This window comes from Deinococcus sp. (assembly GCF_018260555.1).
Taxonomy (GTDB): domain Bacteria; phylum Deinococcota; class Deinococci; order Deinococcales; family Deinococcaceae; genus Deinococcus.
In genome coordinates this window covers 11986-33773 of record NZ_JAGLBB010000016.1, presented here as the reverse complement: position 1 = coordinate 33773, position 21788 = coordinate 11986, and the positions used below count along the sequence as shown (strand labels likewise).

The 21788-nt window shown below is 68.6% G+C and carries 18 protein-coding genes; 11 read left to right on the top strand and 7 right to left on the bottom strand.

What is annotated here, in order from left to right:
* Positions 1-31: 31 nt before the first annotated feature.
* Together QZ271_RS04980 and QZ271_RS04975 are read left to right on the top strand one after the other, a co-directional pair.
* A complete protein-coding gene (locus QZ271_RS04980) occupies positions 32-1771 on the top strand; it encodes a PASTA domain-containing protein (RefSeq protein WP_291429561.1) in 1740 nt (579 codons plus the stop codon).
* A 23-nt stretch (positions 1772-1794) separates the two neighbouring features.
* On the top strand, positions 1795-2928 hold the full coding sequence (locus tag QZ271_RS04975; protein WP_291429560.1) for a cysteine desulfurase family protein: 1134 nt from the start codon (positions 1795-1797) through the stop codon (positions 2926-2928).
* Positions 2929-3006: 78 nt separating this feature from the next.
* Here QZ271_RS04975 and QZ271_RS04970 read toward each other — a convergent pair whose 3' ends face one another.
* On the bottom strand, positions 3007-5820 hold the full coding sequence (locus QZ271_RS04970; protein ID WP_291429558.1) for a valine--tRNA ligase: 2814 nt from the start codon (positions 5818-5820) through the stop codon (positions 3007-3009).
* 100 nt (positions 5821-5920) lie between these two features.
* Positions 5921-6418 carry an NUDIX domain-containing protein gene (locus tag QZ271_RS04965; RefSeq protein WP_291429556.1) on the bottom strand — a complete coding sequence of 166 codons (498 nt, stop codon included), beginning with the start codon at positions 6416-6418 and terminating at the stop codon, positions 5921-5923.
* A 408-nt stretch (positions 6419-6826) separates the two neighbouring features.
* Here QZ271_RS04965 and QZ271_RS04960 point away from each other — a divergent pair, with 408 nt between their 5' ends.
* Positions 6827-7375: a hypothetical protein gene (locus QZ271_RS04960; protein ID WP_291429554.1), complete on the top strand. Its 549-nt coding sequence runs from the start codon at positions 6827-6829 to the stop codon at positions 7373-7375.
* A 16-nt stretch (positions 7376-7391) separates the two neighbouring features.
* Here QZ271_RS04960 and QZ271_RS04955 read toward each other — a convergent pair whose 3' ends face one another.
* Positions 7392-8159, bottom strand: a complete 768-nt coding sequence (locus tag QZ271_RS04955) for a hypothetical protein (protein ID WP_291429553.1) — start codon at positions 8157-8159, stop codon at positions 7392-7394.
* 304 nt (positions 8160-8463) lie between these two features.
* Between QZ271_RS04955 and QZ271_RS04950 the strand changes: the two genes are divergently transcribed.
* From QZ271_RS04950 to QZ271_RS04920, 7 genes are all read left to right on the top strand, one after another.
* Positions 8464-9489 carry an ADP-ribosylglycohydrolase family protein gene (locus tag QZ271_RS04950; RefSeq protein WP_291429551.1) on the top strand — a complete coding sequence of 342 codons (1026 nt, stop codon included), beginning with the start codon at positions 8464-8466 and terminating at the stop codon, positions 9487-9489.
* Between the two features lie 116 nt (positions 9490-9605).
* Positions 9606-9824: a 50S ribosomal protein L31 gene (gene rpmE, locus QZ271_RS04945; protein ID WP_273988816.1), complete on the top strand. Its 219-nt coding sequence runs from the start codon at positions 9606-9608 to the stop codon at positions 9822-9824.
* Positions 9825-9940: 116 nt separating this feature from the next.
* Positions 9941-10567 carry a thymidine kinase gene (locus tag QZ271_RS04940; protein ID WP_291429547.1) on the top strand — a complete coding sequence of 209 codons (627 nt, stop codon included), beginning with the start codon at positions 9941-9943 and terminating at the stop codon, positions 10565-10567.
* A 550-nt stretch (positions 10568-11117) separates the two neighbouring features.
* A complete protein-coding gene (locus QZ271_RS04935; RefSeq protein ID WP_291429544.1) occupies positions 11118-12167 on the top strand; it encodes a diguanylate cyclase in 1050 nt (349 codons plus the stop codon).
* 70 nt (positions 12168-12237) lie between these two features.
* Entirely contained in the window at positions 12238-12624 is a 387-nt protein-coding gene (locus tag QZ271_RS04930) for a response regulator (protein ID WP_291429543.1), read from the top strand.
* Positions 12625-12732: 108 nt separating this feature from the next.
* Complete coding sequence (locus tag QZ271_RS04925) at positions 12733-15165, top strand: transglycosylase domain-containing protein (RefSeq protein ID WP_291429542.1); 2433 nt, start codon at positions 12733-12735, stop codon at positions 15163-15165.
* 191 nt (positions 15166-15356) lie between these two features.
* Complete coding sequence (locus QZ271_RS04920; RefSeq protein WP_291429539.1) at positions 15357-15740, top strand: penicillin-binding protein; 384 nt, start codon at positions 15357-15359, stop codon at positions 15738-15740.
* 330 nt (positions 15741-16070) lie between these two features.
* On the opposite strand, the gene QZ271_RS04915 is transcribed toward QZ271_RS04920, so the two are convergent.
* From QZ271_RS04915 to QZ271_RS04900, 4 genes are all read right to left on the bottom strand, one after another.
* Positions 16071-16592 (bottom strand): PH domain-containing protein, encoded by a 522-nt coding sequence (locus QZ271_RS04915; RefSeq protein ID WP_291429537.1) that lies wholly within the window; start codon positions 16590-16592, stop codon positions 16071-16073.
* 16 nt (positions 16593-16608) lie between these two features.
* Positions 16609-18003: a DNA repair protein RadA gene (radA, locus tag QZ271_RS04910; RefSeq protein ID WP_291429593.1), complete on the bottom strand. Its 1395-nt coding sequence runs from the start codon at positions 18001-18003 to the stop codon at positions 16609-16611.
* On the bottom strand, positions 17996-18277 hold the full coding sequence (locus tag QZ271_RS04905) for a DUF2087 domain-containing protein (RefSeq protein WP_291429535.1): 282 nt from the start codon (positions 18275-18277) through the stop codon (positions 17996-17998). Before QZ271_RS04905 ends, radA begins: the two co-directional genes overlap by 8 nt.
* 464 nt (positions 18278-18741) lie before the next feature.
* Positions 18742-20982 (bottom strand): ATP-dependent Clp protease ATP-binding subunit, encoded by a 2241-nt coding sequence (locus QZ271_RS04900; protein ID WP_291429533.1) that lies wholly within the window; start codon positions 20980-20982, stop codon positions 18742-18744.
* A 322-nt stretch (positions 20983-21304) separates the two neighbouring features.
* Here QZ271_RS04900 and QZ271_RS04895 point away from each other — a divergent pair, with 322 nt between their 5' ends.
* Entirely contained in the window at positions 21305-21712 is a 408-nt protein-coding gene (locus QZ271_RS04895; RefSeq protein ID WP_291429531.1) for a carboxymuconolactone decarboxylase family protein, read from the top strand.
* Positions 21713-21788 lie beyond the last annotated feature (76 nt).

Here is a 21788-nt window from a genome sequence, read left to right as displayed (position 1 = left end):
TGGCGCGTCGGCGCGCTATGCTGGGCAACGCATGACGGGTCAGGTGGGCAGGGTCAAGGTCATTGATGGCAAGTACGAGGTTCTCCGGGAACTCTCGACCCAGGGCATGGTGACCCTCTCCGAGGTGCGCGCCGCCGAGGGCGTCACCCGGCACGTCGCATGGTTCGCCGTGACGACTCCCGCCGACCGGCAGGTGTTCCACGCGTACCGCACCGCGCTGCGCGCCCTGGAACCCGCCGGACTGACGGACGTGGTCGCCCGCCCCGGCGCGTACTACGCAGTCTGGAAGCCCGTCGCCGGGCAGCCGCTCGCGGCGCTGCTGGAACAGAAGGTTCGCCCCCAGGAGACCGTGGACGCCCTGAACGCGACGGCCGACAGGCTGGCCGCGCAGGGCTACGCGCTGGACGACGCCGACCTGGTCACCGACAACCATCAGGTGAGCGTGGCGTACCTGCGACCCCTCACGCTGCCGCGCACCCCCGAGGATATCGCCGCGCGCAACGCCCAGACGCTCGCCCCGCTGAAGGCCGGACGGGTGCGCCGCCGCCGCGAACCCGGCGCGTGGCTGAGTTTCGTTCCGGGACTGCTGCTGCTGGGCGGCGCGGCGTACCTGGGCGCGCAGGCCGTACAGATCTACCTGAACCCCCCTTTGCGCGAGGTCGTGTCCGTCACCGGCCAGGAAGCCAAGGTGGCCGCCAGGAGCCTCACGGGCGCCGGGTTCCGGGTGGAGTACACGCAGGGACAGGCGGGTGGGCGCGCCATCGGCAGCATCATCCGGCAGGACCCGGCGGGCGGCACCACCCTGCCGCGCGGGCGTCTGGTAATCCTGACCGTCAACAATCCCCCCGCCATCGAGATTCCGGCGCTGGAGGAAATGAACCTCGGACAGGCCCGCGACGCCCTGAAAGACCGCGCCATGCTGGTCGGGAAGGTCATGAAGATCGACGGCACACTCTCGAACACCCCGAAAGGCCGCGTGATCGCGCAGTTGCCCGAAGCCGGTTCCAGCGCCCAGCGCGGCCAGTCGGTGCAGCTGCTGATCAGCACCGGGATCAGCGCCAAGGAAACGTGGCTGCCAAACCTGACGGGCCTGACCTTCGAACAGGCGCGGGCGCACGCGCGGGCCGCCGGACTGGTCGTGACCTCCGTGGAACGCCAGCCCAGCGAGCAACCCGAGAACACCGTGCTGGAGCAGACGCCCGCTCCGTACGTGCGGGTGGACGTGGGCAGCCCCGTGACACTGGCGGTGGCCTCGGCGCGGTACAGCGCCCCCAGCCGCCCGGCCGGGAACCTCCCGCTCCCGCCCGCGTACGTGCCGCCCCCGCCCGAGCAGCCCGAAGCACCGCAGAATACGGCTCCCGTCACGCCGGACGCGGTGCCTGACACGCCCAACACAGGCACTGGCACGGAAACTGGTACGGGCACGGAAACTGGTATAGGCACAGAAACTGGTAGTGGCACAGAAACTGGTACTGGCACGCCGACACCGGAGCCGGTCCAGCCGACCACGCCCGACACGCCGCAGATCGTGCCGACCGAACCTCAGACCCGTTCGGTGAACTTCGAGTACGTGTTCCCCGGCGACCTGCCCCCCGGGACGTACACGGTGGTCGTGCGTGACGATGATGGGGAGCGGCAGATCATGCCGCCCACGGCCGCCGCGAACCTCGCCAACCGCCGCGCGAACAGTTCCGAGGCAGCCGTGGTGCGCGGCAACGCCGTGTTCGTCATCCGCCGCGACGGCGTGGATTACGCCACGGTCGCGCCCTGAACCACGTGACACGCTGACCATTGATGATCTACCTCGACTACGCCGCCACGCACCCCATGACGCCCGAAGCGCTCGCTGCGTACGCGCAGGCGGCGGCGCTGCCCGGCAACCCGGCCAGCGTGCACGCCGCCGGTCAGGCCGCCCGCGAACGCCTGGAAGAAGGGCGTGCCCGCGTGGCGGCCGCCCTGCGCACCGATCCGCGCACCCTGATCGCTAACAGCGGCGGCACCGAGGGTGACAACCACGTGCTGCTAAGCGTCACCCGCGCGTGGCAGGACGCGCACGGCCGCCCCGGGCACCTGATCACCACGCCCACCGAACACTCGGCGGTTCTGGCCCCGGCACGCGCCCTGGCCGCGCAGGGCTGGCAGGTCACGTTCCTGACGCCCGACCGGTACGGGCAGTACGACCCGGCCGAATTGGCGGACGCGCTGCGGGATGACACGGCGCTGGTGTCCATTCACCACGCCAACAACGAACTGGGGTGCGTGCAGGACACGCCGGCTCTGTGCGCGCTGGCCGCCGCGCGGGGCGTGCCCTCCCACACGGACGCCGTGCAGGCACCGGGCGTCCTGCCGGTCGACCTGGGCGCCTGGGGGGTCACGTTCGCCACGTTCAGCGCGCACAAGTGGGGCGGGCCACGCGGCGTGGGCTTCCTGTACGTGCAGCGCGGCACGCACCTGAACGCTGTCACCCTCGGCGGCGGTCAGGAAGGCGGCACCCGCCCCGGCACGCAGGACACCGCCGGGGTGTACGCGGCCGGCGTGGCCCTCACGCACGCCGAGCAGACCAGAGAGGCCACGCACGCCCACCTGAGTACCCTGCGCGCCCGGTTCGAGGCGGGCGTGCAGAGCATCCCGGACCTGCGACTGAACCACCCCCCGCACGGCAGCCCCAAGGTCGCCAGCGTCACCCTGCCCGGCACGGACGGCGAGGCCCTACTGATGAACCTCGACATGCTGGGCGTGGCCGCCAGCGCCGGCAGTGCGTGCAGCGCCGGGACCATGCAACCCAGCCACGTCCTGAGCGCCGTGGGCCTGAACGAACCCGACGCCCGCTCCACCCTGCGCTTCTCCTTCGGGGCCGCCACCACCGAGCAGGACGTGGACGCCGCCGTGCACGCGCTGGCACAAGCCGCCGCCTGGAGCCGCGCCTAGAGCGGGAACAGCGCACGCCGACTCCCGGCAAGCAGGAAGGCCAGACCCCACTTCAGGGTCTGGCCTTCTCTCATGGGGTTACTCGAACTGTGCCAGCACAGCTTCCAGACGCTCCTTCTGCGCGCCGAAGTCGGTCACGCGGCGCTTCTCCTCTTCAATCACCTCGGCGGGGGCACGGGCGACGAAGCCGACGTTTCCGAGTTTGTTCTGCGCCTGAGTGATCTGTTTGTCCAGTTCGGTCAGGCGTTTTTTCTGCTTGCCCAGCCAGTCGGCGATGTCCACGGTGCCTTCCAGGGGCGCGCGGAGGGTGACGCCCTGCTCCACGGCGCTCAGGGTGCGGCCTTCCAGGGTGGTGAGGGTCACGCGGGCGATGCTCTCGACTACGCGGGCGTTCTCCAGCACGGTGCGGGCAAGGTCACCCTCGACGGCCATGTTCAGGCGTTCCTGGGGGGCCATGCCGAGTTCGTTCTTGAGGTTGCGCGCGGCGGCGACGGCGGCGCGCAGGGCGTCGAAGGCGCGGGTGGCCTCGGCGTCGTGCAGGGCGGCGTCGGGTTCCGGCCAGGTGTGCACGGCCAGCTGTCGGCGGTGGCCGAGCGCGGCGTAGAGCTCGCTGGTGATGAACGGCATGATCGGGTGCAGCATCTTCAGGATGTGCTCCAGCGTGGCTTTCAGCGTGACCAGGGTGGTCAGTTTGCCTTCGGCGAGGGCGGGTTTGGCGGCCTCGATGTACCAGTCGCAGAATTCATCCCAGGTGAACGAGTACAGCGTGCGGGTGGCCGCGCCGATATCAAAGGCGTCCAGTTGCGTGCTCACCTCGGCCGTCACGGCGTTCAGGCGCGACAGGATCCAGCGGTCCGCGAGACTCAGGTCCGCGCGCGCGCGCAGCATGCCCAGGGCGTCGCGGCTGCGGACGGGTTCGCCTACTGTTTCGTCCAGGGCGCTCTGCACGTAGCGGATCAGGTCGGTGTCGCCTTCCGCGCCGCTGGTTTCCAGGTTGGGGAGGGCTTCACCGAGGCGCAGCAGGGCGAAGCGGGCGGCGTTCCAGAGTTTGTTCGCGAAGTGGCGGCCCTGCTCGAAACGGCGCGGGTCGTGGCGGATGTCCTGCCCGCCGGTCGAGAGGTAAGCGAACGCGAAGCGGCTGGCGTCCACGCCGTACTGGTCGAACAGGTTGAGCGGGTCGATACCGTTGCCTTTGCTTTTGGACATCTTCTGGCCCGCCGCGTCCAGATACAGGCCGTGCAGCATGACCGTGCTGAACGGGGCCTGCCCGGTCAGGCCATAGGCGGCCATCTGCATGCGGGCCACCCAGAAGAACAGAATGTCGTAGCCGGTCACGAGAACCTGGGTCGGGTAGAACCGGCGGAAGTCCTCGCTGTCCGTGTCGGGCCAGCCGAGGGTGGAGAACGGCCAGAGGTTGCTGGAAAACCACGTGTCGAACACGTCGGGGTCGCGCCGCAGGTTCAGGTGCGCGTAGCGGGGGTCCTGGTCGCAGTCCAGGTCGGGATTGGCGGGGTCCGGCACGTAGATGTTGCCCTGCTCGTCGTACCACGCGGGAATCTGGTGGCCCCACCACAGCTGGCGGCTGATGTTCCAGTCGCGGATGTTCTCCAGCCAGTCGCGGTTGACCTTGCCGTAGCGCTCGGGCACCAGCGTCATGTCACCGTGTTCCAGGCCGGTCAGGACCTGCTCGGCAAAGGGCTTGGTCTTCACGTACCATTGCTCGCTGATGATCGGTTCGACCGGGACCTTGGTGCGTTCGCTCAGGCCGATGGCGGTCTCGTGATCCTTCTGTTCGATCAGGTCGCCGCTCTCGGTCAGGGCCTTGACGACGGCCTTGCGCGCCGCGAAGCGTTCCAGGCCCCGGAAGGCTCCCGGAACAAGGTCGTCGGAGGTCAGGTTGCCGTGCAGGTCAATCACGCTGGGCCGCGCCAGACCGTGGCGTTCCCCGACCTCGAAGTCGGTGGGGTCGTGCGCGGGCGTGATCTTCAGGGCGCCCACCCCGAACTCCATCTCGACCGCCTCATCGGCAATGATCGGCACCCAGCGGTCGGTCAGGGGAATGCGGGCCTCCTGCCCGATCAGATGCGCGAAGCGGGGGTCGGCGGGGTGAACGGCAATCGCCTGATCCGCGAAGATCGTCTCGGGCCGCACGGTGGCGATGCGAATCTCGCCGGGCTCGCCGTTGCTGGCCGCCGCCCGCGAGTCACGCAGCTTGTACGACAGGGTGGTCATCTTGCCCTTGCGGACCTCGCGGTCGATTTCGAGTTCCGAGAGGGTGGTCTGCGCCGCCACGTCCCAGTTCACGATCCGCTCGCCCCGGTACGCCAGGCCGTCGTGGTACAGCCGCACGAACTGATGGCGCACGGCGCGGCTCAGGCCGCCGTCCATGGTGAAGCGCTCACGGGTCCAGTCGGCGCTGACGCCCAGCCGCGCGAGCTGGTTCAGGATCATCCCGCCGGACTCGGCCTTCCAGTCCCAGACGCGCCTCAGGAACTCCTCGCGGCCCAGGTCGTGGCGGCTCACGCCCTGATCGCGCAGTTGCCGCTCCACGACCACCTGCGTGCTGATGCCCGCGTGATCCATGCCCGGCAGATACAGCGCCTCGAACCCCGCCATGCGCTTGTAACGGATCAGCGTGTCGATCAGGGTGTTATCCAGCGCGTGCCCCAGGTGCAGGTTTCCCGTCACGTTGGGCGGCGGGATCACGATGGTGAACGGCGGTTTGCCGCTCGTCGCGTCCGCGCGGAACGGCTCGCTGCGCCACTTGGCGGCCCAGGCGGGCTCGATGGCCTGCGGATCAAAGGCGCGGGCCAGCGTACCCGCGTCGTTCTCGGGCGTCTGATCCGGGGCGGCGTTCAGATCAGGGGTGGTGTCGGGTGTGTGGTCAGTCATGCGCGGATCTCCTTGAAACGGGGGCAATCAGAACGGGGCAGTGGGGCAGCGGGGCGGCGGGCCAGGGGCGAGTCGGCAGTCAATTCGGTAGGATGACAGATTACGGACCATCCGCGTGGGCAGACGATGGGGCGGGGTGCAGGGCCGCGCACACCCACGGCAGGGCGGCGTCCATCTCCCAGTCCAGCGCAGGCGCGTGCAGCAGGGCCCAGCGGAACGCGAACCGCTCGCCGTCCGCGTCGCACTCCCAGGTGTGGGGCAGGTCGTGAGGGGCGCGGAACAGGAACGCGTGGCAGACCTGCCGCGTAAACCGCTGCGGCAGTTGTGCCTCCCACAGGTATGAGGTCAGGTACTCCGGGCCAGTGAGATTCAGGCCGGATTCCTCGCGCAGTTCACGCAGGGCGGCCTGCTCTGGCATCTCGCCGGGTTCCACGCCGCCCGCCGGGAGTTGCACGCCGCTGTCGTCCGGCACGTGATCGAACACCAGCAATTCCGGGCTGGCCTCGCCGCGCACCACGAAGCACACGACCTTCTCGCGCAGGCCGCGCGCGGCGGCGTCGGCGCGGGCAACTGGCTGGGTTGGGTAGAACGTGACCATACGAACGAGCACCTCCGGTGGGAACGAGGCGGCGGGAATCAAGAAAACGTCCCGTCCGCCGGGCCTCTGCTGAACAGGCCTCCTGCGGACGAGACGTCACGTGACCGTCCCGCGGTACCACCGCTCTTCCCCGCTGTGGGCGGGGCGCTCGTCGCGCTGTGTCGGGCGCACCCGGGCGGATCTACTCTCTCCCGGCGCGGGGGATTTCTGCCGACCTGCTCGCGGGCGACGTTCGCCGGGTGCCTCCCGCACCGCCCTCTCAGTCTCGGGGCGGGCTTCCTGTGGGTGCGTTCCGCGGGTACTCTTCCCGGTCACTGCCCCCGCAGTATAGGGCGGGCGGGGGGGGATCAGCGCATCTGCCAGAGGGCGCACGTCCCGCACGGCCCAGGTGGGCCGCATGATGGGCCGATGCCGGAATCGAGTGACCCTGCGGCCCTGCGCCCGTTCACGCTGTACCCCCGGGCGGTGCGGGACGTGCGCGGCGATCACCTGCTGCCCCTGAATGTCCTGCGGGAGCTTCACCCGGACGTGTATGCCCGTGAGGCCGCCAAGTACGTGGGCCGCGAGGCCTTGATGCAGGAGCGCGTGGGGCGGCTGGACTGCCTGTGGAACGACGTGCTGTTCTTCTCCCCCGTGCATCCGGGGCCACTGCTGGACGCCGTGCGCGCCACTGGACGCGAGGTGCCGCCTGTCCGGTTCTGGACGTTGAGCGCGGCTGATCTGGACCCGGCGCAGGCCTGCGTGCATCTGCCCCGGCCCTGGCCGGGTGGGGTGAAGCCGGAACATGACCCGGCCGACGAGCGGCCCCTGGACGCCCGGACGCTGCGGGCCGTCAGCGTGCCCCCGGCCGGGACGCTGGCGCGCCTGCATGCCCTTCCAGCCGGCGCGCCGCTGATCCTGGATGGACGTGCCGCACGTGCTGTACCGGGGGTCCGTGCCACTGGCGTCGCTCGGTGAACTGCGCGCCTGACGCTCAGGTGCCAGTGGGCAGCGGGGTGTCCTCGGGGCCTGGTTCCACGACTTCGTAGCGGTACAGCAGGGGTTTTTTCAGCAGGCCGCGCGGGACGCTGACGGTCGCGTGGCGGTATGGGACGCCCGTGACGACCGTGCCGGGCGCAAATTCCTGCGTGTGCGTGCCGACCTGCGCGGCCCGGTCGCCCAGGTTCAGGTGGCCGACCGCGCGTTCCAGCACGTCGTAGGGGTGTTCGATCAGCACCGTCAGTTTCACGGGTTGTCCGGCGAGGCTGCGCAGGGGGTTGGCGGCGCTGCTGAAGGTGGTGCGGACCGGTTCGGCCACGCGTTCGCGGGTGACTTTCAGGCTCAGGGCGTACTCGCCGACCGGAAAGATCACCTCGCGGATCAGGGTGACGCCGTCACCTTCGGCCTCGCGGAAGGCGGCCAGGAGGGACTCGCGGCGGTTGCGCAGCAGCGTGACAGGGGTGGCGTTGCCGCGCCCCATGGGGAAGTCGCCGCGCGTGATGAACCGTTCGGCGTGCAGCAGGGTTTCTTCACGGGTGCGGAAGGTGCGCTGCATGACGCTCTGGTGCGGCTGCCAGTGTCCGGCCGAGTTGCGTTCGAGCCAGTCGGCCCACAGTTCAAAGTAATCCTGGAAGCGCCAGCTGGGGTGGGCGGGTAGCGCCGGGCTCTGCTCGGCGCGGCCGTATTCGGTGCGGGCGTCACGGCCGGCGCCTTCTCGGTCCGGGGTGTCGCCTCTGCTGTTCGTTCGCGTAATCGCGCTCATTCGTCCTCCGCTGCGCCCATCATGCCTGACGGGAGGTCACTTTTGTTCAGCGCGTGACCCGCTCGGCAACAGCCGCCCGGGCCGGTCGGTCGGTCGGGGCCGCCGCGCGGCGGCACATGTGGCGTCCCTGTCGGCGCGCACCGGTTTCCTGACGGCCGATCAGGTCAGTGAGCCAGCAGGAAGGGCCGCAGGGTGTCCCGGGGGCGCGCGGGGATGCGGGGCGCGTTCCAGATCAGTGGGTGCGGGCGGGCGTAGGGCACAGCTCCGGCAGGTGTGGGGGGCCGGGACGTGCGACCATCGGGCCATGAGTGATGCTGCCCGGATGAATGACGCGTTCGAAACGCTGCTGTCGTTGTGTGCCGCCGACGCCCTGGGCGCGGCGACGGAATTCAAGTCTCCGGCGTCCATTCGCGCGCAGTACGGCGAGCGGATCCGGGGCTACCAGCCGGGCAGCGTGTTCGGGTTCGCGCCGGGCGAGGCGACCGATGACAGTCAGATGGTGGCCGCGACCCTGCTGGGGTACCGCGCAGCCGGGGCGGGCGCGCCGGGGGGAGTGGCGCACCCGGCGGTGCTGTCGGCGCTGCGGGACTGGCTGGCGGCCGCGCCGCCGGACGTGGGCGGCCTGACGCGCCGGGCGCTACAGATCACCCTGCGTCAGCCGGAGCGGCTGGACGGCGGGGCGCTGGCGTGGCAGGAGAGCGGGCTGAACGGCGCGGGGAACGGCGGCCTGATGAGAATCGCGGCCCCGTTCCTGGCCGGGTTCCGCGGAGAGGCGCTGGCGCGCGAGTCGGCGGTGGTGACGGCCCTCACGCACGCCGATCCGCGCTGCGTGCACGCCTCGGTGTTCCTGACAGCTTTCATGGAGGCCCTGGCAGGCAGTGACTACGAGGCGGCGGCGGACACGGCCCTGCGCGTCACAGAGGGGTTCGATGCACGCCTGGCGCTGGTGGAGGCTGGGGTGCTGGGGGTGGATTCGCAGGCGGCCCACGCGGCGTTCCGCGAGCGGGACCGGGCCGCGCGGGGCGAGGTGCGCTCGCGGGTGCGCGCGGGACTGACCGGGCACGTGACCTCGCAGAGCGGCTTCGTTCTGGACACCCTGGAAGCGGCCGTGGCGCACGCACGCGGCGCGGACTGGCTGGAGTGCGTGGAACCGGCCGCGCTGCTGGGCGACGACAGCGACACGGTCGCGTGCGTGGTGGGCGCCCTGATCGGCGCGCGGGGCCTGCGCGTTCCGCCGCAGCTGCGCCCCGCGCTGCGGCTGGGGCACTCCTGGCCCGGCTGGGAGCGGGACTGGCCATGCGTGGACCACCTGGGCGCGCTGCTCCCCTGACCTTCCGCCTCGCCCGCCCCCCTGGTCAGAAGTGGGGCGGGTGGTGTACACTGGCAGGGTTGCCCGCTACGCACACCCACCGGTCGGTGGTGACAGACGTGGCGGCGGAGGCACCCATGCAGAAAGAAATTCACCCGAAAGCCGTTCCTTGCAAAATCATCTACCAGGGTAAGGTCATCATGGAAACCCTGAGCACCAAACCCGAGATCCACGTGGATGTCTGGAGCGGCGTGCACCCCTTCTGGACCGGCGAGGAGCGCTTCCTGGACACCGAAGGCCGCGTTGACAAGTTCAACAAGCGCTTCGGCGACAGCTACCGCACCAAGCGGAAGTAAGCCCCCCCGCTCAGTCTGCGCCCCCGACCCCCGTGTCCGGGGGCGTTCTGCTGCCCTACAGGCCGCCTTAGCCGCTGTCCAGGCAGGATTCACAGCAATGCTCTATGCTCGCGGGCGTGTTGAAGTCCCCCTATCACGGCGGTCACCTGGAAGTCATCGTCGGACCGATGTTCAGTGGCAAGAGCGAGGAATTGATCCGCCGCCTGACCCGCTCGGTGATCGCGCGGCAGAACGTGCAGGTGTTCAAACCCGCCCTGGACGACCGGTACCACGATTCCGCCGTGGCCAGTCACGCGGGGCGCAGCGTCCGCGCGGTGGCGGTGCGCGGCGCAGCCGAGATCCGCGCGCACCTGAGCGGCGAGGGCACGCTGCTTTCGTCGGGCAGCGCGGACCTGCCGGACGTGATCGGGATTGACGAGGTGCAGTTCATGGACCCGGCGCTGGTACCGCTGGTGCTGGAACTGGCGGATGCGGGCGTGCGCGTGATCCTGGCGGGCCTGGACCTGGATTTCCGGGCCGAGCCCTTCGGTTTCATACCCGAACTGCTGGCCCGCGCCGAGAGCGTCGAGAAACTCACGGCCATCTGCACCGTGTGCGGCGCGCCCGCTACCCGCTCGCAACGCCTGATCGGCGGGCAGCCTGCCCGGTTCGACGATCCGGTCGTGCTGGTGGGTGCGCAGGAAAGTTACGAGGCGCGCTGCCGGGTGCATCACGTGGTCCGGCCGCCGTCCGGAACCGCCTGATACGGACGCCGGTGGACACGTCTGCAACAGCCAATACGGACTCCGCTCCATACCGCGAAGGGGCGTCTGCTGTTCCCACCCGCTTCCGCTCCGATGGATTCAGAACTGTCCCGGATCAATCGGAATCTGTAGGACCTTACAAATGGTATCCGCTTATCACAGACGTTCGGGTAAGCTGAACGGGACGGGTTCACGTCAGGTCTCCCGAGCAGGTCTGTCCAGCCAGATCACGGTCACGCGGCCCCTGCTGTCTGGGTCCGATACGGACTGCCGTCTGTTGCGTTCACACCCCGCCAACACACCGGGTGGTGAGCTCCACGCCTCAGATCCTCCGCACTCCTGTTTGCTGGGTTCCTGTTCGTTGGGGGCCGCCAGTCTCCGAATCCGTCCGGGCTTGAAAGCTTACCCGCAGCATTCAACCAGAGTCCGTACGATTTCCGTGGTCCACTTTCCTCCTTCTCTGTCCGGGCTGTTGTGCGCCTGAACCCGCTCACAAGCCGACCGCCTGGGGTTTTCCTTGTTCAAGTTCTTGCGCCGCTCCGCTCCCACCGTGCCCGAACCGGTCTCCTGGCACGCCGGGCAGGGCCGCATGTTCATGACCCTGGTCTGGCTGGCCTGCCTGGCCTGCGGGGCCGCGCTGATCTCGCAGGCTCCCCACTTCGATCCGCTGGACGTGTGGGCACTCCCGCTGCTGTCTCTGATCATGCTGAGCCTGCAACTGCTGCTGAGTGCCGGGCAACTCACCCTTCAGACCGCCGTGACGGGCGCTTTTGCCGGAACGGCCGCGTACGTGCTACTGGCCCTGAATCACCAGTTCAACGTGATGCCCCGCACGTCCTGGACGCTGATGGAGAACACCTACTGGTTCGCGGTGCTGTACGCGGCCGCGTTCCTGGTGTTTCCACCCCGTCAGGCAACCCGACTGGCCGCCGCGATCCTGATCCTGTCGGTGCTGATCTGCACCTACCACCTGCTGTTCACGGTTTCCCCGCTGACGCGCACGCACCTGACGGGCGCCTCCGTGCAGTTCCTGCTGGTAGGCGGGGTCATGACAGTCATACAGGCGACGCTGGGCGTGCAGCGCATGCGGCTGCTGGAGTCGCACACCGCCGCCTACACGGACACCCTGACCGGACTGGCCAACCGCCGCGCGGCCGAGGAGCGCCTGAGTGCCCTGACCCGCCAGGGTGAGACGTACACGCTGGTGCTGTTCGACCTGGATCACTTCAAACGTGTCAACGACATGCACGGGCATGCCACGGGCGATCTGGTGCTGCGCGGCGTGGCGCAGGTGGCGCTGGGTCACCTGCCACAGGGCGGGGCGGCGGCCCGCTGGGGCGGCGAGGAGTTCCTGCTGATCCTGCCCGAGCAGCGTGACCGGCACGTGCGGTCGCTGCTGGACGCCATGCGCCTGGAGCTGCGGCACCAGCGGCACGGGAACGTGAGTGGCGTGACCGCCTGCTTCGGCGTGGCGACCGCGCATGCGGGCGAGGACCCGGAGCGGGTGCTGGAGCGCGCCGACGCGGCCATGTACACCGCGAAACAGAAGGGACGCAACGACGTGCACCTGGCCGATCTGCGCCGCACGCAGATGGGCTGAGCGGGGGTCACGGAGCAGCGGCCGGGCAGCGGCGCTTGATGTGGAATTTTTTCATGCGCGCTGCACTATCATGATCCGCATGGCGTATACCATTCTCGTCGCAGACGACGAACCGGCCATCCGGACCATGCTGGAGGTCATTCTGTCGGCGGACGGGCACGATATCGTGGCTGTTTCTGATGGCAAGACGGCCCTGGATTATCTGCGTGAACACACCCCGGACGCGATGCTGCTCGACGTGAAGATGCCGCACATGGACGGTTTCGAGATCTGCTCGCGCGTCAAGCGCATCAAGCGGCTGCGCGATACGCCCGTGCTGCTCCTGACAGGCTTCGACGACGATCAGACGCGTGACCACGCCAAACTGGTCGGTGCGGACGACATCGTGTACAAGCCCCTGTCGGGTAAGAACCTGCGCGGCCGCGTGAATCAGCTGATCGAGGCCCGGCGCCGTTGAGCCCCTTTTCTTCCGGCCGGGTCCGGCTGTCGGCCGGGCCTTCACTCATGGCCGACGCCGATCCTCACGCCCCTCAGGGCCGCGCCCTGACGTTCTCCCGGTGACCTCATGATCTTTCTCGGACGTTTCCTTAAATTCCTGACTTCGTTCGTGCTGGCGGCCCTGGTCGCTGGTGTGGGCGTCGCGGCCACCTACGGCCTGAAATGGACCCGTGAACTGCCGGACTACCGCGAGCTGGACAACCTGACCCGCTCGCTGGGAGCCGAAACGAAGGTGTTCGCGCGGGACAACACGCCGCTGGGCAGCCTGATTCCGCGTGTGGGCGATCAGGCGATCAGCCGCACCATCGTCACCCTGAACGAGATCAGTCCGTTCATGATGGCGGCGCTCATCAGTAACGAGGACCGCCGTTTCTTCGAGCACTACGGCCTGGACCCCTACGGTCTGGGGCGGCAGTTCCAGCGTGCCGCGCGCGGCGACAGCGTGCAGGGCGGCAGCACCCTGACCAACCAGCTCATCAAGAACACCCTGCTGCTCGACGAGTACCAGCAGGCGCGCACGGCGGACCGCAAATTCAAGGAATGGATGCTGAGCGTGCAGGTCGAGCGGTTCTTTACCAAGGAAGAGATTCTTCAGAATTACCTGAACGCCATCTACTGGGGGGACGGGGGGCCGGTCGAACTGTACGGCATCTACTCGGCTGCCCAGGCGTACTTCCGGACCACGCCGAAGAACCTGACCCTGGCGCAGAGCGCGTACCTGACCGTGCTGGTCCCCAGGGCCGGACGGTACTTCGATTACAAGGCGACCCGCCCGCTGATGCGCGTCCTGCTGACCCGCATGGTCGAGGACCACTGGATCACGCAGGCGCAGATGGACGCCGCCTGGAAGGAAAAGCTGCAACCGCGCGGCTGGCAGGTCACGTATGACGCGTCTGGGGCCGTCACCAGTGCCAAGCTGGTAGACCGCACGCAAAAGGAACTGAAGGCCGTGACGACCGTGCGCGCCCCGCACTTCATGCGGCAGGTGGAAAACGAACTCGTGCGCCGTTTCGGGCGCGAGAAGGTATACGGTTCCGGCGGCCTGCGCGTGTACACCACGCTGGACCCCAAAGCGCAGAACGCCGTGGAGACCGCCAGCCGCGAGGCGAGCGGCCTGCCGCCCGGCGCGACCCTGGCCGCCACGATTCTCAACCCCTACACCGGCGAGGTGCTGGGCATGATCGGGCAGAAGTTGCAGGGCAGCAAGCCGCCGGCCGACTGGAACAACGCCGCGCAGGGACAGCGGCAGATCGGTTCGACCATCAAGCCATTGCTGTACACCACGGCCCTGTCGACCGGGCTGGACCAGACGCACCGCGAGGAGGACCGGCCCATCACCTTCCCGTGCGTCGGCTGCAAGGATGGCGTGTACGCCCCGCAGAACTTCGAGGGAGCCACCACGTACCGGAACATGACCATCCGCGAGGCGCTGGACCGTTCGCTGAACCTCGTGACAGTGCGACTGGCCGACCGGATCGGCCTGCAGACGTTCTTCAGCAAGCTCCGCGAACTGGATGTCGCTCCGAACGACGGAACCGGACTGGCCGCTGCGCTGGGCGCCGTGGAAACCACGCCCATTAAGATGGCGGCCGCGTACGCGCCCTTCGTGAACGGCGGCCTGTACCGCGCGCCCCGCTACCTGAGCAAGGTCACGACCGCTCGTGGCGAGATCCTGTACGACGCCAGCAGTGAACCCGTGCAGCCCAGCCGGGTCTGGACGCCGCAGATCGCGTGGCTGGGCCTGGACATGATCCGCGGCGTCGTGAACGACCTGACGGCCGCACAGGGTGGACTGGCCGAACGCGCCAAGTTCGGCGAGTGGCCGGTCGCCGGAAAGACCGGCACCAGTAACGGGCCCAAGGACTTCTGGTTCGTGGGGACCACCCCGCTGTACACCGGGTCCGTGTGGGTGGGCCGTCAGCAGGGCGGCGAGATGCCCACGTACTACTTCTCGGGGTACGTGAACGCCCCGATCTGGCGGCGCATGATGGAACTCGCGCACGCCGGTCAACCGGTGCGTCAGTTCAGCGAACCACCGGGCATTCAGTACGTGGCCGCCCCCGACCCCCAGGTCTTGCCGGGCGTCAAGATCGCCATGCTGGACCCGCAGTACCGGGACGCGGCGAACACCGACCTTCAGACCGACGTGCCCGCCCCGGTGCAGTACCGCGAGACGGACCTGGCGACCGGCAGCGACCCGCGCACCGCGATGGTCAGCCTGGACCGCGTCACCAACCGACTGGCGACCGAGTTCACGCCCCCTGAGAACATCGTGCAGCGCCGCATCGAGATCGATGCCCTGCCCGCCTACGCGCCGGACCCCGCGCCCGCCCCGCTGAAAGACGAGAAGGCCGACCCGGACGCGCTGAAGGCCGCAGGGGTGCAGGGCGGCGCTCCAGTCAGCATTCCATCAGTGACCACCCCGAAAACGCCGCTGGAACCGGGCACGGACCCGAAAACGGCCCCCGCACCCGGGACCGTGCAGCCCGCCACGCCGTAACGCGGGGATCACCAGCTCCCATGAAGGTCCGCCCCACGGTTCGCCGTGGGCCTTCTCATGGGTCCGTCACGCGCCGGTCGTGCTGGGCGGCGCATGATGACGGTCATGAACCGGATTGCAGTTGCCGCTCCCCCGCCTGAACCGGTTGTGCCCATCCTTTGGTTTTCGCACACCAGTGCACCGGAGTCGGTATGAGACTGCGGCGCGCCCCGTTCATGTCGCTGCTGCTGGCGCTGGGCGTCTCGTCTGCCGACGCCCGCGTGCGCCTGGGCGAGGTGCTGCCCGCCCACCCATGGGCGCCAGCCGCGCGTGAAGTGGTGGTCGTGTACAGCCATGACTGCGGCGACCTGGGGCCGCTGTGGCAGGCGGTGCTGGACAGCGGCCTGCCCGTACGGGCCGTGAACGCCGAGGACGTGAGCTCGCCCGCGCCGGGCGGCCTGAGCGCGTGGCAGGGCGAGGCGGCCACCCGCTTCTCGCGCGAGCTGAAGCTCAGCGCTTACCCGACGGTGCTGCTGGTACACGAGGGACGGATTCTGAACGCCTGGGAAGGCGATTTTGGTGGCATGCTGGAGTGATACGGACTGCCGCTGCATTCCACCACAGTCGGAAAAGCGCCGCCTGCGGCTCCATGTTGCGCAATCCGGATGCTGGTCCTACTCGCATCCGCTCGGATTGATCCGGGACTGCACCGAATCAATTCGGGTCCTTATGACAGGAACATCCGTCCAGGCCGCTGCGTCTCGGTATTAAGTACGTTGAAGCTCACATGGCGCCATGCCGGGAAAGCACCGGAACCTCTCCATTCCCGCTCCAACGTACTTTCCTTCTGCTCCGCGCTCCGCGCGGTTTATCGACAAGATAAACGCAGTGTACTTAAAGCCGCTTGAACCGGTCGGCACCACTGATCAGTCGAGTACGGGCACGCCCCGAGCTGCGAGAGCCTGCGCGAAGGCGCGCGGGTCGGCGGGCGTCAGGTAGTACGGTGTGCCGCCCCGCTCGACAATCAGGCCGCCGCGCGTGTTCGACGCGATGGCCTGCACGCTGCGGTAGGCGGGGCCGGTGAAAGTGTAGTTGCCGCTGTAGTAGCCGGGCAGGCCCACACCGCCCACCTTCAGGCCCAGCCCGCCGTCGGTGCGGCGCACGCGCAGTTCCCGGTACGGCCACTCGAACGTTCCGGAAAAGCGGCTGACGCGCAGGCCCGTGTCGGTCAGGGTGTATGCCAGTCGGCGCGGAACCTGCGCGAACAGCGCCCCCAGCCCCACGCCCAGCAGGGTGAAGGCGATCTTCCCGCCGAGCGGGAGGGGTCGCCCGGTCTGCACATCGTCCGGGAGCCAGGTGGGTAGAATGAGCATCAGGGGCACCAGCCACACCAGCGCCCGGAACCAGATGGGCGAAACGGCAGGGGCGACCGGAACGGCAGTGTTCATACCGTCCGGTACGCGCCTACCCCGCGCGGGGTTTCCGGTTGCCCTCACCCGGACTGCCTGCCGCGCGGCCCTGCCAGACCTGCGCGACGGCTTCCTCGACGCTTTTCACGCCGTCTGGGTGCCCGTCCAGGCCGGGCGGGACGATCAGGCGGGTGTACCCGGCCCGGCGGGCTTCCTCGGCGCGGCGGATCGAGCCGGTCGTGGAGCGCACCTCGCCCGCCAGTCCGACCTCGCCGAACACGGCCACGTTGCCGGGCAGGGCGCGGCCCACCACGGCGCTGTAGATCGCCAGGGCAATGGCGAGGTCCAGGCCCGGATCGGGGACTTTCAGGCCGCCCGCGAGGTTCACGTACACATCCAGGCCACCCAGCGTCAGGTCCAGGCGGCGCTCCAGCACGGCCAGTACCACGTCCACGCGGCGCGGGTCAAGACCGACCACGACCCGGCGGGCGTTCGGGTACGGGGTCTTGCTCGCCAGCGCCTGCACTTCCAGCAGCATGGGCCGCTGTCCATCGATGGTGGCGGCCACGACGCTGCCCGGCACGTCCAGAGGCCGCTCGGCCAGGAACGCAGCCGAGGGATTCTCGACGGCGATCAGGCCCTCGCCACGCATCTCGAACACGCCCAGTTCACCGGCCTGCCCGAAGCGGTTCTTGACCGAGCGCAGCAGCCGGAACGATCCGACCGTCTCCAGGAACACGGTGGTGTCCACGATGTGCTCCATGACTTTCGGACCGGCGACCGTGCCGTCCTTCGTCACGTGCCCGACCAGGACGGTGGCGGTGCCGGTTTCCTTGGCGGCGCGGGTCAGCAGCGCGGTGCCGTCGCGGACCTGCGCCACGCCGCCGGGTGCGCCCTCGCCTTCCACGGTCACGGTCTGGATGGAATCCACGATGCACAGCGCGGGTTTGTGCTCGCTCATCAGCGCGGCCACATGCTCGGCGCGGGTATCGCGCGTGAGTTGAATGTCCGCGCCGCCTTCCAGGGCCACGCCCAGCCGGTCGGCGCGCAACCGGATCTGCTCCAGGGATTCCTCGCCGGCCACGTACAGCACGGTGCCGCCCAGTTTCGCCACGCGGTCCGCGACCTGTAGCAGCAGGGTACTCTTGCCGATGCCGGGTTCGCCGCCGATCAACGTGACGCCCCCGGCCACCAGACCGCCGCCCAGCACGCGGTCCAGTTCCGGGATGCCGCTGGACGTGCGGGGTTCCTCACGGCGGCCCACAGTGGACAGCGCCGTGAGTTTCCCGCCCACCACGCCGCCGTACGCGCCTCCGCGCGAGCCGGTCGCGGCGGCCGGGACTTCCTCCTCGAACGAGTTCCATGCCTGGCAGTTCGGGCAGCGGCCCAGCGGTTTGGCGCTGGTGTACCCACAACTGCCGCAGACGTACTGGGTGCGGACTCTAGCCACGCGCGCCGGGGCGACCGTCGGCACGCCAGTACATGCCGTCCTCTGTGGCGAGGTAATCGCTGTCCACCAGTTCGGTCAGCAGGAAGCTGGGGTCCTCCAGGGTGCTGTGGTCGGCCAGCACCTGCTCGATCTGCCCCTGGTCGTAGGACACGCCGGGCTCGAACAGGCCGGTCAGGTAGTCGAGGATGGCCAGCTGGTGCGCGCGGCGGCGGTCGCTGGGCCACCCGGTGACGCGGCCCTGTTCATCCTGAAAATCGGAAATACTTTTCGTCATGACCGCCATGCTAACCGCCCGGAGCGGTCCCGAGCGTAACGCGGGTCAGCCTGCGCGTCCGTCCGGCCGCGCCGGGAAAGCCAGACGGAAGGCGAGACCCGGTCAACAGCGGCCAGGAAGGGACCCGCAGAAGGCCAGAAGGACCGGGCAGGCAGATAGAAAAGGACGCCTGATACGGACTGCCGCTCCACTGCGCCACAGTCGGAAAAGCGCCGCCTGCGGCTTTATACCGCCCAATCCGTCTGCTATTCCCACTCGCATCCGCTCGGATTGATTCGGAATTGTAGCGAATCAACCGGAATCCGTATGACAAAACGAACATCCAGTACAGGCTCCGGTTGGGCTGGCAACAACCATCCAAGCGGAGCCTGTATCAGAACACTACATCGCAGAGTCCACACCTTGTTCCCGCTCGCATCCGCTCGAATTGATTCGGAATTGCACCGAAGCAACGGGAATCCGTATCAGGCCAGGATCTGGCGGGAGGCGGCTTCCTCACCCTTCTCGAACTGAAGGCCGCCGTCGCCCAGCACGACGCGCAGTTCCTCGCCGTGGTTGGCCATGAGTTCCAGGGCCAGGGGGTCCTCGATCTCCTCGCGGACCAGGGTGCGCAGCTGCCGACTGCTGCCGACGGCGTGCTTGGGGCTGCGGGCCTTGAGTTTCGTGACCAGCCACGCGGCGATGGCCGGGTCGAACGTGACGCGCAGCTCGCGGCTGGCGAGTTCCTCGGTCATCTCGCCCATGAGTTGCTGCGCGACGCGCACGAGTTCTTCCTCGCCCAGGCTCTTGAAGCGGATGACCTCGTCGAGGCGGTCCAGGAATTCTGGCGTGAAGATGTTGCGCAGCGGGGCGTTGCTGTCCGGCGTGACCGGGCTGAAGCCCACGGTGGGCGTCACGTTGAAGCCCGTGTTGCTGGTCATGATCAGGATGGTGCGCCGGAAGTCCACGGTGCGGCCCAGCCCGTCGGTCAGGCGGCCGTCGTCGAGCACCTGAAGGAAGGTGTTGTACACGTCCGGGTGGGCCTTTTCGATCTCGTCGAGCAGAATCACGCTGAACGGTTGGCGGCGCACCGCTTCGGTCAGGCGGCCGCCCTGCTCGTAGCCCACGTACCCGGGGGGCGACCCGATCAGTTTGCTGACCGAGTGGCTCTCCTGGAATTCGCTCATGTCCATGCGGATCAGGCTGCGTTCGCTGCCGAACAGGCTGCGGGCCAGCGCCTTGGCCAGATGGGTCTTGCCGACCCCGCTGGGCCCCACGAACAGGAAGCTCGCGGCGACGCGGGTGCGGCCGCCCAGGCCCACGCGGGCGCGGCGCAGCGCACTGGACAGCGCGCGGATGGCGTCCGGCTGGCCGTACACCTGGTCTCTCAGGGTCCCTTCCAGGTCACCGAGTTGCGCGGCCGTCTCCTCGGAGTAGATGCCGCCCATGGAATTGATGACGCTCTCGATGTCCTCGCGCGTCACGTACGGTTCACCGTCCTCGGTTTCCGCGACGGGCAGGCCCACACTCATGTTCAGGCGCACGCGGCTGGCGGCCTCGTCGATCAGGTCGATGGCCTTGTCCGGGAAGTTCCGGCCCGGCAGGCTGCGCTCACCGATGCGAACGGCGAGTTCCAGCGCCGCTTCCGGGATCTGCACGCCGTGGTGCTCCTCGTACTTGGGTTTCAGGCCGCGCAGGATCTGCAACGTCTCGGCGGGACTGGGTTCCAGCACGATCACCGGCTGGAAGCGGCGCTCGAGGGCGGCGTCCTTCTCGATGTACCGGTGGTACTCGCCGGTGGTGGTCGCGCCGATCACCTGAATCTCACCGCGGCTGAGGGCGGGCTTGAGGATGTTCGCGGCGTCCAGTGTGCCCTCGGCTCCGCCCGCCCCGACCAGCGTGTGCAGTTCGTCGATGAAGGCCATGACCTTGGCGTTGCGCAGTTCCTCGATGATCTGCCGCAGGCGTTCCTCGAACTCTCCCCGGTACTTCGTTCCCGCCACGACGCCGCTCAGGTCCAGGCTCACGAGGCGCACGTCATGCAGGTTCGGTGGGGTGCGCTTCTCGTGAATGGCAAGCGCCAGACCCTCCACGATGGCGGTCTTCCCGACACCCGGATCGCCGATCAGGACGGGGTTGTTCTTGGTGCGGCGGGTCAGGATCTGCGTGACGCGGCGAATTTCCTCGCTGCGGCCGATCACGGGGTCGAGCTTCCCCTCACGCGCCCACCTGGTCAGGTCGCGGCCGTACTCGTCCAGGAAGGGCGTGGCGACCGGCTTGGCCGGTTTGCTGGCCGTGCCCTCGCCCTGCGCCAGGATGCGCCAGCGGATGGTATCCACGTCCTTGGTGAGTTCCTGAAGGATGCGGAAGGCCACGCCGTCACCCTCGCGGATGATGCCCAGCAGGATGTGCTCGGTACTGGTCACCTGCGCGCCCAGGCTGCGGGCCTCGCTGGACGCCAGTTCCATGACGCGCCGGGCGCGGGGCGTGATGCTGGGCGCGTCATTCAGGCGGTTGCCCTCGCCACGGCCGATGATTTCCTCCACGCGGCGGCGCAGGCCGTCGAGCGAAGCACCGAATTCTCCGAGAATGCTGGCGGCAGTACCGCCCTCGCGCATCAGGCCCAGGAGCAGGTGTTCCGGGCCGACCATCGCGTGACCCAGGCGGTTGCCTTCCTCGCGGGCGTAATGGAACACGAGTCGGGCGCGGTCGTCGTATCTGTTCATGGGTGACCCCCAGGGGCGGGAAGCGCTACCATCACGGGCCCGTCACGGACAGGCCGGGAAACGCTGAAACAGCGGCGCTGGGTGAACGACTGAATCGGGAACAACGAACTGCCGAAACTGGCCAGAACGCTCGGTGCCTGGTGGACAGCCTGAGTGTAGACTACGCGCCCCACCCACCGTCCGGCAGGTGAAACCTTACGATCTGAGCAGCGAAGCGGCACCCACCCACTGTAGCGAGCAGGTCAGCCTGGCATTCTGACCACGTCTGCACGCACGCTGGCACCCACGGCACCCACCGCGCGCCCCGCGTTACCCTGCGCGCATGAGTGATCCCACCCGCGAGCCCACCCCGACAGACGCGCCGGTCCTGACTCCCGCCCCGGAAACGCCACGCCACGCCCGTGACGTGATCTTCGGCTCGCAACAGGGCCGCATTCAGGAACGCCTGAACGACCTGGACCCCGACCTGGGCCGGTACATTCAGGAGTTCGCGTACGACACCGTGTACGACCGGCCGGGTCTGGACCTGAAAAGCAAGGAGCTGATCGCCTGCGCCCTGCTCGTCTCGCTGGGCAGTCCCCCGGAGCTGCGCACCCATATTCGCGGCGCCATGAACGCCGGAGCCACTGAAGCAGAGGTCCGCGGCGCCCTTATGATGTGCGTTCCGTACCTGGGCTTCCCACGCACCGTGGCGGCGTTCGAGGTGCTCAGGCAGCACCTGAACCGCTGACCCACACAACAGACACCGGCCCCCACAGGGAGGGCCGGTCAGCAGGTGGCGCAGCTTAGAAGGCGGCGCGGCTCAG